The organism is Armatimonadota bacterium, assembly GCA_029907255.1.
Taxonomy (GTDB): domain Bacteria; phylum Armatimonadota; class UBA5829; order DTJY01; family DTJY01; genus JAIMAU01.
On record JARYMF010000003.1, the window covers coordinates 1 to 12493 of the forward strand.

Here is a 12493-nt window from a genome sequence, read left to right on the forward strand (position 1 = left end):
ATGGAGAATTTGAGAAATTGGAATAAAATTGCGGATGTTCTTTATATTTGGCACTATAATACTGTATTTCCACATTACCTAATGCCTTTGCCTGACCTTGAGGAGCTTGCGGCGGACCTGCCAATGTATAAGAAGCACGGCGTAAAGGGCATCTTCTGCCAGGGGACTTATAATGCAGGTTGGGGTCCGTATGGCGGTGCTGGATTTATGGATGATTTGAAGGCATATCTTATCGCTAAGCTTCTTTGGAATACAAAAGCGGATGCTAAGGCAATAATAGCTGATTTTCTCAATGGGTTCTTTGGGAAAGCCGGGAAGCCCATTGGCCAGTTTCTAGATTTAATCCATGACAAAGTGAGAAAAGAAAACATTCATGGCGATATTTGGCAAGATCCAAATAAACCTTGGCTAACACCAGAGATTCTAGCGGAGAGTGAAAGGCTCTTTGATGAAGCAGAGAAGGTGGCTGACAATGAGGATGTTCTAAGACGGGTGAAGCATGCCAGGCTTTCGTTGGAGTATGTGAAAATATACCGGGAATGCAAACAAATAGGGGAAAAGGGAACGCCTGAGCAGAAGGCAGAAACGCTAAAGCGGCTTGAGGATTTCATCGCTCGGTGTAAAGCCGATGGAATAACCCAACTTTGCGAATGGACGGGAATTGACAACACGTTTAACTCGCTTGCTGAACCATTAAGGAAGTAGATATTTATTCGTATTAAAAACCTTCTGGCTGGCAGAAGTTTTCATTTTTCAAGGGAAGCACAGAAGTTTGTATTACTTTTTGCGGGCGTTTTTTTCGCTTTGTTTTAAGCCACTCGAGTAGTTTGTTGAGGGGAAGAGCATTAAGAACATTTTGGGGTTCAGCCCATCCGCGTCGTGCGGTGGCTACTCCATACTTAAGAACCGCGTGAAGCTGGTCTGTGCTGTGGGCGTCTGAATTTATTGCCAACATTACGCCCATTTCTTTCGCCATTCGAGCATCTGTGTCCTTTAAATCCAAACGGTCAGGCATTGAATTAATCTCCATTGCTGTGCCATTTTCAGCTGCCACACGGAAGACCGCCTCCAGGTCTAGATCGTAAGGGTCACGCTTGCCCAGAATTCGTCCAGTCGGGTGGCCAAGAATATCCACATTTGGGTTGCTAATTGCTTTGATAACTCGCTCGGTAATAACCCGTCTACTTTGCCCCATCCCGCTATGGACGGATGCGGTTACCACGTCGAACTGGGCAAGCACATCATCGTCATAGTCTAGCGAACCATCGGCACGAATGTTAACTTCAATTCCCTGAAGTATATGTATGTCGGGATATTTGCGATTGAGTTCGTCAATCAAAGTTCTTTGTTCAGAAATGCGGTCCAAACTGAGGCCATGGATAAAGCCCATAGATACAGAATGGTCTGAAATCACAAGATATTCAAACCCACGTTCGCGAGCTGATTTGACCATTTCCTCTAAAGTATTATGACCATCACTCCAGTCGGTATGCACGTGCAAATCACCCTTAAGATCGGACTCCTCAATTAAATGGGGTAGTCTGTGTTCTAGTGCTGCCTCAATTTCGCCCATGTCTTCACGAATTTCGGGAGGCATCCAGTCCATGCCGAGTGTTTCATACATACTCTCTTCTGTTTCTCCCGCAATTCTCTTGCCGTCGGATATGCGGAAGATACCATATTCATTCATTTTTAAGCCTTGGCTTTCAGCAATTGTTCGCAAGTGAATGTTATGTGCCTTTGAGCCAGTGAAATATTGCAACGCCGCTCCGTACTCATGTGGTTTTATTACACGCAAATCAATTTGGAGATTATCTGTAGTAACAACACTGCTTTTAGTTGGCCCCTTTGCAAGTACTTCTTTTACCATAGGCAAATTGACAAAGCGGTCCATTACTTTTTCAAGTTCGTCGGAGGAAGCGAGAAGATCAAGATCTCCAATAGTTTCTCGCATTCGGCGCAGACTGCCGGCAAGATCAGCACGCTTTACTTCTGGAAAGCTGCGTAGCATCTCAAGGAATTCTAATGCAGTTGGTAGAGCTATTCCAAGCGGCGTTCGGCCTGTTCTCGCTTTCAAGCGTTCAATAGCGTTTAGGATGTTTTGTTCGGTCTTTTGGCTAATTCGCGGAAGCTTTGAAAGGCGGTGCTCACGTGCTGCTTGTTCAAGTTTTTCAACAGAATCTATGCCTAGCGCTTCATAAAATAATTTGGCTTTTTTAGGGCCAACGCCGGGTACTTCTAGTAATCTGGCAATTCCTGGGTTAATTTCTGATTTTAGTTGCTCATAATATTCACAACGGCCGGTCTCAAGGTATTCGGATATTTTTGCAGCTATGCTTTCGCCGATGTTAGGAACTTCGTCGAGCTCACCTCTAAGAGCGATATCCTCGATATCTTCTGTAAGGGATTCGATTACACGGGCTGCGTTGCGGTAAGCTCGAACTCTATACGGGTTTTCGCCCTTTATTTCGAGCATGTCGGCAATATTGTTTAGAAATTCTGCAATTTCGGCGTTGCGCATAGGGCTCTCTTTTGAAGAAAATCATTCTTCATTTGAGTTTTTCCCATTGCGTTCAGCGGTTAACCAGTCTAGACAGGAGTCCGTCAGTTTGCAGATTGGGTAATGGGTGCTGTTTTTACAAGGAGCTCGAGTTTTGCTGTTAAGCTTCCATTGATTGTTACCTCTGCAGGTATACGAAGGGCATTTGGGAAGGAAGTTGGGATGTTTATTCGGGATGTTAGGAACTCACGTTTGCCAGGTTGTACTTTGAACTTTAGTATATTTGGGGTTACCAATTCCGATAATATTTTGACCTCGCCTTCAATTGAATCGCTGCCTGGGTTGGCAATTTGAATACCTATAGACTGAGTTTCACCGGGCTTTATTGTCATCTGTGGCGGCAAAAATTGACATGCGCCTATCGGGAGTATGCTAGCTGGATTTATCTTACCTCCAACAGTTACATAACATGGGATTTCTGTCAAAGTGAGCGAAGCGAGATTATTAACAGGTTTCAAAGTTAGTTTGTCTTTTTCGTTATTTAAGCTGCTAGTTATTTCTATGGGATTATTAATTACGAAGCTAATTGTTTTGTTTCCGTCTACGCTCCACATTGCCAGAATATCTGAGTCATTTTTTCTAAATAGATATGCTTTCGTTCCTTCGCTCATCCAAAAAGGATTGACAAATTTGGCTTCGGCAAGAACACTTGTCATTGTTTTGTAGGCGAGGAATGCTGGCTTTGGTGAGCCATCTGCAAATCTAAGTCCAAAATGATGCTCATTGTAGGCTGGGTCAGGACCATCGTTTCCAAGCCAATACCAAAAGATTGTCTCAACACCTGAAGAAAATGCCTCGATATAGGAGCGAGGGAGCATTGCCGCCTGAACCTCAGGTGTTACTCCATTTGTGCTTTGATGCGTTGGCCAGCCAATTTCGGTAATCCAAATTGGCTTGCCTTTCATACCATATTTATCAATCAATTCTCGTAACTGTAATAAATTAGCGGCAAGGTTTGCATGTTCCGGCGTGTCTGGATAGCAGTAAGGGTGGACAGAAATTGCGTCCATAAATTTCGCCCCACCTTCTTTTAGAATTGCCTCGATGAAAGTTAAATCTATGCCGGATGTGCAGGCACCAATGACTTTGCAGTCAGGGTTGCCTTTCTTGCAAGCTTTATAAGCAGCCTTCAAAAGATTGGTATAGTCTTTTGCATTTGGGGCAGGTTTCCAAAAGAAGATATTTGGTTCGTTCCAAACTTCCCAGTATTTGACCTTGCCTTTTAGCGATCTAGTCATGAACTCACAGTACCTCGCAAATGCTTCAACAGCTTCTTTTGACACCGGAGCGTTTCCATTGTCATATAGAGGATTGCCGTAGTCGAGAATTAGGAGTATTTCAAGACCAGCTTTCAGTGTATTTTCGATGTTTTGCATGACTTTGTCTTCAATTTTGAGAACGCCTTTTTCCTTTTCAACATTCTGCCAAAGCACCTCATCGCGCACCAGCTTAATGCCGGCATCCTTGCACTGTTCGATGGCTATTTGGTGTTCTTTGACATCACCTTGTATAGAATGCAATCCGATACCAAAAGGAGAAATCAATTCTTTACTTTTTGCTGCGGTAGCAGGGATAGTAATTACACAAGCAATTGAGAAAGCTATCAAATATTTGCACATGTTAATCACCTTTGTGTTGAGTATACGAAAAAATGTTAAGCGGGTAAAGGGCGGTATTACTTCGCTTAGTAGTAATGAACTATCTGGATATAATAGCCCTTCAAGCATGGTATCTTGGAAAAGTATGAAATTAATAGTTGTTTGACAGCCTTAATGGTGGCTGCATATAATGGCCTCAGTGGTGTATATAAGATAGCGTTTTGGCAGGGAAGGTTTCTAAAAATGTCGAGAAAGCTATGCATGTTCTTTGCACTTTTATTTTTTGCCCACCTTGGTGAATTTGTATATGCTCAGGAGTCCGCATCTCAATTTAGAGCCGTCATAGCAATTTTGGGGAAATCAGAGGAGGTAGATGACGGCAAGATTGAAAAGGAGCTTCGAGACGCCTTTGCCAAGACGGTTGCTGAGCAGGGTGGGGCAAGGGCTTTGGAATTACAAGAGGCTTTTTCGCCGGAAGCTAAAGCAGTGCTGAAGAACGATAGTTACAAGAAACTGTTAGAGTTTCCAGAGTTAATAGCTAGAAGCGATCGCATTCGACGCAATCTTCAGGCTGAAGGCATCCTTGTTGGAAATATAGAAGTATTCGTGAAATATGGTAAAAGTTATTTTATAAGCTTAGACATGGTGGTTTATGACATAAGAGGCGATAAGGTTGTGGAGCTTGACCTTGGGCCCCTTAATCTCAAAAGTGAGCTTGAGCGACCAGCATTTGTTCAATCAGTTGCTGATTCTATTGTTGAACGCATGCAGCGAGAAATCCCCGGAATGAAAGTAAGAGAGCCGAAGAATTCGCATGAGAGCAAAGTTTTATGCAACCCAAAGAGCAAGCTTTATCATCTGTTGAGGTCACACCATTTGCCGCCCAAGACAGTTAACGCTCAGGAGCTTGACCAATCCGAAGCTGTGAAGTTGGGTTATAAGCCTTGTGCGATTTGTTTTCCGGAGTTATGTAAAAGAATTGGCGCTGAGAGCACAGAAGCAATGCTTGGAGCTGAGGTGGCAGGTTTTATTGAATACTACTATCGCGTTTCTACAAATCCTCAGCTTCATGAAAGGGTTGATAAAGTAGGCCGCCAAATATTGGCGGCGAACGGTTTTAAAAAACGCAACTATATTTTCACAGTCCTAAACTCGGGTGAGATAAATGCATTTGCTGCACCAGGCGGATATGTCTATGTTACTTCGGGAATGCTGGATGTTTTGGAGTCGGATGATGAGCTCGCTTGTGTTCTTGCTCATGAAATTGCTCATGTTGAACAAGAGCACGGTTTGAAACAGTATAGGCGAGCGCAAAAAACAGCTGCGATTGGAATATTGGTGAGTGTTATTTCAGGCCAGGATATGAGCATTCTTGCCGAATTCGTGCGAGAGCTCGTAATGCGAGGTTACGACCGAAAGTATGAGAAGGAAGCTGACCGATATGGGTATATGTACGTGAGACGAACATCGTTCGACCCAGAGTCTAATTTTATTCTCCTTGGAAAGCTTTTGGATATGGAGTTGTCAAATGATATTAAAATCGCAAGCTGGCTTCGAACGCATCCAAAGGCTGAGGATCGTTTGAAATATATTGAGGAATATAAGGCAGATATGGAGAAGACAGCACAATATCTGTCGGAGCTAGGCAAAGTGGATTCTGGTCTGGCAGTGGCAACCTGCGAAAATCAAACTAAATATGTCGATTCTATTGACCGCCTCAAGTCTTTTGTAGAAATAGTAAAATTGTTGCCTTGAGTTTTATTCTAAGGTAGCTTGCACATCGCCCTTTTGCTTGCTTCAATTGTTTTGTCAATATCCTCGTCTGTATGTGCGGCTGAAACAAATGCTGCTTCAAATTGTGATGGCGCCAGGTAAATGCCCTCTTCTAACATTGCCTGGAAAAATGTAGCATAACGGTGGGTGTCTGAAGTTTTGGCAGTAGTATAGTCAATCACATTCTCATTTGTGAAGAAAACGGTCAGCATAGAGCCAATTTGGTTTATGGCAACATCTATGCCGCAATTCCCAGCTGCTTCAGCTAAGGAGTCGGCAAGGCGGCTTGTTCTTTTCTCAATAGTGGAATAAGGGTTTTCATCACGCAGAATTCGCAAGGTTTCAATTCCAGCAGCAACAGCAATAGGATTCCCAGAGAGAGTTCCTGCTTGGTAGACGGGACCCAGAGGTGCGACTTTCTCCATAATCTCTTGTCTCCCGCCATATGCACCGATAGGGAGACCTCCGCCAATAATTTTGCCCAAGGTTGTCAAATCTGGAATTACGCCGTATAGCTCTTGTGCTCCGCCATATGCAAGGCGAAAACCTGTAATAACTTCATCGAAAATTAAGACAATGCCATATTTATGCGTTAATTCGCGAAGGTCTGCTAGGTAGTTTTCCTTAGGCAGGACTACGCCCATATTTCCCGCGACAGGTTCGACAATAATGCAAGCAATTTCTTTTCCGATTGATTCAAGAAGCATACGCACGGCATCAATATCGTTATATGGAAGTACAATAGTATCGGAAGTTATGGAAGGCGGGACTCCCGCACTATCGGGGATACCAAAAGTTGCTAAACCTGACCCGGCTTTAGCGAGAAGGGAATCGGCGTGTCCATGGTATCCACCTTCGAACTTTACAATCTTATCGCGGCCTGTATATCCGCGTGCAACGCGAACTGCACTCATCACAGCTTCGGTGCCCGAGCTAACCAACCTTACCATCTCAATTGATGGCACTGCCGAAACTATCAATTTCGCAAGTTCGATTTCGCCTTCAGTTGTTGCTCCAAAACTTAGTCCTCGTTCTGCGGTCTTGCAGATTGCGTTCACAACAAGAGGATGCGCATGGCCTAAAATTAGTGGGCCCCATGAGCCAACATAATCTATAAATCGGTTGTCGTCCGCATCCCAAATATATGCGCCTTTTCCACGTGTTATGAAAAGGGGCTTGCCGCCGACTGCCCTGAATGCTCGGACTGGGCTATTTACGCCGCCTGGAATGTATTTCTGTGCTTCTTCGAATAATCTGGCGGATGTTTGTGTTTCCATATTTTCCTCCTGGAGTTGAAGAACAATAGTTGTTTTTCAAATCTAACCAAGCTGATAATTGTTAGTCTTTTAGCTAAAGTTCCCGAAGAATATTTTTCGTGAAACTTAGAAGCGCTTTGGATATTAGTCTAGCAAAGATATTCTATCTGCGGAAGTAGGTAGAGTTAGATAAAAGGCTATTAAATTTAAAGTTGCCTTGCAATTAAGGGCAAGGCAACTTTAAAAGGAGGTAAGTAAGGGACACGCGCATTCTAATTGTTCCGCAACCTGTTAAAAATGCTTACTGGAAAAATTACCAGGTTTTTGCTATTTTTCGTCTTCTAAGCCAATTCCCTGCTATTCCAAGCATGCCAACTATTATGGTTGCAAAGCTCCCTGGTTCTGGAATAAGTGAAGCTTTGAATTGGAAGACATATCCATCAATATTTGGGTTGGAGGTTCTCAGCACCGGTAGGTGTATTGAGCCGGATATTTGAGGCGAAAGAATCCAAAATGTACCGTTTGCTGGGGCTCCTGGAATTCCCTTGTTATCCAATAAAGTTAGTATATAGCTCACAGAATCAACGGGCAGGTAGTTTCCGCTCATGCCGGGACTCCAAGAGAGTTTAATCACATTGCCTTGATAGTTAGGTCCTGCCCAGACATAGAGCGGATGCCAACTTTTTTCCTTATTGCTTTCGTTTAAAGGAGCACGCATATCCTGTCTGTAATAGCCAGTAGGTCCGCTCCAATCCGAGCCATTGACATGGTAGACACCATAGGATGCGGATGCGCTTAGGAGGCTTAAATCGAGATATTTATCCCTTGTGCTTTGGTAGCCGTCAATGTCATTATTGGTGGTGCCAATGTACCCACCTGGTGCACCACTGGCGCCATCAGGGTCGGATGCCTTAAAAAACCAAAGCCACTCTTCTTGGCTGGCTGCTAGAGGAGCGGTTATAATGGAGATTAAGAGCAAGATGAGCAGTAATTTTCTAATCATCCAGACCACCTCCTCGGTGGCAGTATTATCGGATATAAACGGAACAACTAACAACATTTTATTTTCGCAGGTGGCAACTGTCAACAGACTTGATAATAATCTGGTATTTATACCAGATTATTGCACAGTACGTTTTGAGCTTGGAATCGATTTAACTAGAAAGTAGGGGTCTTTGGAGGTTGTCAAAACCCTCGATAAACAACCTGCGTTTGCGAAAAAATTAGGAAGGCTGAATTCAAGAAGTTGCTATATTTCGTTTTCCTGCAATCGCCGTAGGATGTCCCAATATGCGCCACGTGCACCTCTACGGATAGCTTGGACTAGAACGCTATTATCATTGTAGTTGTAGTTGCTGTCTATTTGAGCCCTAGAAGCATGGAAGAATCTGGGGTCACCGTCAATAAGCTCGCTTACGTATTCTTCGATGTCCGTTCCGAGGTCTGCTGATAGGTAGTAAATCGGTTCTAGGAAGCTATCGTTACCCTCAATTACTCCGTGGAGATTGGGGTTTTTAGGTGATAAGCCTTGGCTTCTCACCAATTCGCCGATTTTTGTGCCGTCATATATCCTCACCCCGAGCGAAACACCAACGCGGGAGGGAGAAATTTCTTTCATCATGGCAATAGTGCGCCGAATTGATTCTCTACTGTCGCCCGGACCGCCTAGCAAAAGGTCATACATAAACGTTATTCTGTGTTTATGGCATATCTCTGCGGTTCTTCGCAAGTCCTCCGAGTTGAAATTGCGGCCTAATGCTTTAAGTACCAAATCATCTGCGCTATCTGCACCAAAATCTATACCAACACAGCCGGCTGACTTCATAAGCTCTGCTAGTTCGTCTGTGAACGGTACTGGGCTTGCATAAGTATACCAAGTAATCTGGTCTTTTAGGTCAGTGTTGATGATTTCTTTGCAAATTGCTTCTGCGTGGGAAATAGGAATATTGAATTCGCTATCACACAGATGCAGACAATCGACTCCCTGTTCTACTAGAGATTTAATTTCGGCAATTATGTGTTTTGGAGGTCGAAGTCGGCATGTGCGTCCCTTCCCAACCGGGTCGGCGCAATAGATGCATTTTTGGTTGCACCCTCGCTTTGTTTCGACTCCAGCCTGGCCGCCCTCTTTAAAGTAGCGGCGATTGTCTAACCATCGTCTAGTCCTAACCGGTAATTTCGCTAATTCTTGCCATTCGGGGGAATTAGCATGTATACCATTTTGCGTCCGATAGACTAGGCCTGGTATATCAAAGGGGTTTTCTTTATTAGCTATTCGTTCGACTAACAGCGGGAAGGCAAATTCTCCGTCACCGCAGATTGCATAGTTTGCGTTGGTTAAATCAATTATTGCCTTTGGTGCAACCGAAAGCCCAGCGCCTCCCAGAACAATCGGTGCATTTGTCAGGAATTTAATTCTGGCAACAATTTCAGCATAAAAGGGAACGAAAAAGTCGCGGCTGGCAAAGTAGCAATCGTCGGTGTTTCGAATCGTCATGCCAATAACATCAGGGTGATATGAGCTAAAATGGCGGTCAACATCTGATTGCCAATTTTCTGAGAAGCAAAGGTCTAGGATTGTGACCGAATGACCTGATGAAGCAAGCGATTCCGCGATATACTCTAGTGCCAGTGGAGCAACTGCAGGCTTCATTCGATTTGGGTTTATTAGGGTAACTTGTGCCAAGGTTACCTCCGCTTTTATCTATAATTCTCTATCCACTGCTTCAGCGATTCTTTTAAGTTGCTTCATCAGGTCTTCGAATTTTTGGGGTAGCAATGACTGCGGGCCGTCGCTGAGCGCAGATGATGGGTTATTATGCACTTCTATTAAAAGCCCATCTGCTCCGGCGGCAATTGCCGCTTTTGAGACAGAGGGCACATAGCGCCACTCACCTGTTGAGTGGCTGGGGTCTATAAAAACCGGCAAGTGTGTCCAATGTTTAAGAACTGGAATTGCATTGATGTCTGTCGTGTGGCGAGTCGAGTCTTCAAAGGTGGTGATGCCACGCTCGCATAGGATTACATTTTGATTGCCCTCCGAGATAATATACTCGGCCGACATAAGCAGATCTCTGATTTTGCACCCAAGTCCTCGCTTAAGTAGAACGGCGTGTTTTGTTGCGCCAACTTGTTTTAGCAAAGGATAGTTTTGCATGTTGCGTGTTCCAATTTGGAGGACATCAGCATATTTAGCAACTAGGTCAACGTGATGCGGATCCATTACTTCGGTTACAACTGGCAAGCCAGTTTTTTCGCGAGCTTTGGCAAGTATTTTTAGTGCTTCTTCACCGAGCCCCTGGAAGGAATAAGGTGATGTTCGTGGTTTAAAGGCTCCACCTCTGAGCATGTGGGCGCCAGCTTCTTTTACTCGATAAGCAATCTCAATAGTTTGATTTTCGGATTCTACGCTACATGGGCCTGCTGCTATTATTATTTGCTTTCCGCCAATTTTAATTCCATTGACTTCAACTACTGTATCGGCTGGGTGATACTCGCGGGATGCAAGTTTCCAGAGGTGGGAAATCAATTCAACGCGCTCAACACCCGGAAATGAGCTGAAATGTTCCACAAGATCTGCCTTCTTTGCATCAAGGGCTCCTAATACAGCAATAACTTTGCGTTCAACACCGGGGTTGATAAACGGTCTTAGTCCAATATTACATATTTCGCTTTCCACAGCCTTGATTTGCTCGGGCGTAGCCGATGTTTTCATAATGATTATCATAAGCTTTCTCCGTCAGTAATTATAACAAGAATTGGATTTTCATGATAATTCAAAGCTCGATAGTATTGATGCATGTATCAATGCGCTTGCTGTTCGGTGGCAAAGATGCTAGAATACTGATGAGCTTGGGAATGGTGTGCAAGGGATACTTGGTAAATTCGTAAACTTGCATTTATTTCACACAAGTTTACCAGGGCGGGCATCTAAAGTAAAAATTGGTGGAGCAGAGGGGATTCGAACCCCCGACCTCGTCCGTGCGAAGGACGCGCTCTCCCAACTGAGCCACTGCCCCACTCGAATTGTATTATAACAGACTTTTCTCGGCGGCGTCAACTGAAACAAGCTTCGCAAACAAAGCAGAATAGCGGAAGGCAAATGCCCCATTATTATTTTGAATGCAACATTGAGGTGATACGATGTTGAAAGTTAAACCTGGTCTTGATGTTTTGGTGGAAAGAGAACTCGGCTTAGTCCGTGGAAAGCGAGTAGGGGTTATAACAAACCATAGTGCGGTCGCCAGCAACTTGGCGCATATTGTGGATGTTCTTATTGATGTTGGTGTAAATATCACAGCTTTATTTGGACCAGAACATGGTGTGCGAGGCGACGTTGCGGATGGAAAAGAAATACCGTCGGGAAAGGATCCGCGCACGGGCATCCCCGTCTATAGTCTATATGGCCCCACTAGAAAACCAACGCCTGAAATGCTTGAGAATGTGGACGTGCTTGTCTATGACCTGCAGGATGTTGGTGCAAGATTTTATACATATACCTATACAATGTCTCTGGCTATGCAAGCATGCGCCGAGAATGGGAAGCAGTTCATCGTTTTAGATAGGCCTAATCCAATTACAGGTATCGCGGTCGAAGGAAATATCTTAGAAAAGGAATTTTCTTCGTTTGTTGGTTTGCATCCAATTCCTATTAGACATGGCATGACAATTGGGGAGCTAGCAATATTTTTCAATAATCAGTATGCTTTTGGTGCTAATCTAGAGGTTGTACCCGTCCAGGGTTGGAAAAGAGCAATGTGGTTTGATGAGACTGGGTTGCCTTGGGTGATGCCGTCACCGAACCTGCCAACATTAGAATCCGCTTTGCTTTTCCCTGGAACGTGTTTTATTGAAGGAACAAATGTATCAGAGGGCCGAGGTACAAGCAAGCCTTTTGAAATGGTGGGTGCACCTTGGGCTGATGGATATAAACTTGCTGAATATCTAAATTCTGTTGAGCTTGATGGGGTAGGTTTTCGGCCAGCAAGCTTTATCCCGACGGCTTCAAAGCATCAAAACGAACCTTGTAACGGCGTTCAAATTCACATTTTTCAAAGAGAAAAAGTAAATGCTGTGCGAATTGGACTCCATCTGATTAAGGCATTTCATGATTTGTTCCCCAACGATTTTCAATTCCGTCCGCCGGGACCTTCTGGTAAGACGCATTTTGACCTTCTGCTCGGAACTGATAAGGTAAGACTCGCAATTATGAATGGAAAGACGGTTGATGAAATAATCGAATCTTGGGAGAATGAATTTTACCAGTTCAAACAAGTAAGACAGGAATACTTACTTTATTCATAAAT

Annotated in this window: 9 protein-coding genes and 1 tRNA gene; 3 read left to right on the forward strand and 7 right to left on the reverse strand. The window is 44.0% G+C overall.

The window, feature by feature from the left end; all coding sequences use genetic code 11:
• The coding region (locus QHH26_02745) for a DUF4838 domain-containing protein (protein MDH7480879.1) at positions 1–705 on the forward strand (705 nt) is incomplete at its 5' end.
• Positions 706–718: 13 nt separating this feature from the next.
• Here the strand turns inward: QHH26_02745 and polX are convergent.
• A complete protein-coding gene (gene polX / locus QHH26_02750) occupies positions 719–2521 on the reverse strand; it encodes a DNA polymerase/3'-5' exonuclease PolX (protein ID MDH7480880.1) in 1803 nt (600 codons plus the stop codon).
• Between the two features lie 83 nt (positions 2522–2604).
• Positions 2605–4179, reverse strand: a complete 1575-nt coding sequence (locus QHH26_02755) for a cellulase family glycosylhydrolase (GenBank protein MDH7480881.1) — start codon at positions 4177–4179, stop codon at positions 2605–2607.
• 222 nt (positions 4180–4401) lie between these two features.
• On the opposite strand from QHH26_02755, the gene QHH26_02760 reads away from it, so the two are divergent.
• Entirely contained in the window at positions 4402–5913 is a 1512-nt protein-coding gene (locus tag QHH26_02760; GenBank protein MDH7480882.1) for a M48 family metalloprotease, read from the forward strand.
• 8 nt (positions 5914–5921) lie between these two features.
• Here the strand turns inward: QHH26_02760 and hemL are convergent, their stop codons facing one another.
• From hemL to QHH26_02785, 5 genes are all read right to left on the reverse strand, one after another.
• Positions 5922–7208: a glutamate-1-semialdehyde 2,1-aminomutase gene (gene hemL / locus QHH26_02765; GenBank protein ID MDH7480883.1), complete on the reverse strand. Its 1287-nt coding sequence runs from the start codon at positions 7206–7208 to the stop codon at positions 5922–5924.
• A gap of 292 nt (positions 7209–7500) precedes the next feature.
• Entirely contained in the window at positions 7501–8190 is a 690-nt protein-coding gene (locus QHH26_02770) for a hypothetical protein (GenBank protein ID MDH7480884.1), read from the reverse strand.
• Positions 8191–8436: 246 nt separating this feature from the next.
• The gene (locus tag QHH26_02775) at positions 8437–9873 is read right to left on the reverse strand and encodes a radical SAM protein (protein MDH7480885.1); all 1437 of its coding nucleotides are present in this window, start codon (positions 9871–9873) and stop codon (positions 8437–8439) included.
• A gap of 18 nt (positions 9874–9891) precedes the next feature.
• Positions 9892–10914, reverse strand: coding sequence for a 3-deoxy-7-phosphoheptulonate synthase (aroF, locus tag QHH26_02780; GenBank protein MDH7480886.1), 1023 nt, complete (start codon positions 10912–10914; stop codon positions 9892–9894).
• A 216-nt stretch (positions 10915–11130) separates the two neighbouring features.
• Positions 11131–11206, reverse strand: a tRNA-Ala gene (locus tag QHH26_02785).
• 124 nt (positions 11207–11330) lie between these two features.
• Here QHH26_02785 and QHH26_02790 point away from each other — a divergent pair.
• The gene (locus QHH26_02790; GenBank protein MDH7480887.1) at positions 11331–12491 is read left to right on the forward strand and encodes a DUF1343 domain-containing protein; all 1161 of its coding nucleotides are present in this window, start codon (positions 11331–11333) and stop codon (positions 12489–12491) included.
• Positions 12492–12493 lie beyond the last annotated feature (2 nt).

What these genes read in the sequence shown, in the direction of transcription:
- QHH26_02770 (MDH7480884.1), bottom strand. Translation starts at nt 8,190, where the DNA reads ATGATTAGAAAATTACTGCTCATCTTGCTCTTAATCTCCATTATAACC.
- QHH26_02790 (MDH7480887.1), top strand. Translation starts at nt 11,331, where the DNA reads ATGTTGAAAGTTAAACCTGGTCTTGATGTTTTGGTGGAAAGAGAACTC.
- polX (MDH7480880.1), bottom strand. Translation starts at nt 2,521, where the DNA reads ATGCGCAACGCCGAAATTGCAGAATTTCTAAACAATATTGCCGACATG.
- QHH26_02755 (MDH7480881.1), bottom strand. Translation starts at nt 4,179, where the DNA reads ATGTGCAAATATTTGATAGCTTTCTCAATTGCTTGTGTAATTACTATC.
- hemL (MDH7480883.1), bottom strand. Translation starts at nt 7,208, where the DNA reads ATGGAAACACAAACATCCGCCAGATTATTCGAAGAAGCACAGAAATAC.
- QHH26_02760 (MDH7480882.1), top strand. Translation starts at nt 4,402, where the DNA reads ATGTCGAGAAAGCTATGCATGTTCTTTGCACTTTTATTTTTTGCCCAC.
- aroF (MDH7480886.1), bottom strand. Translation starts at nt 10,914, where the DNA reads ATGATAATCATTATGAAAACATCGGCTACGCCCGAGCAAATCAAGGCT.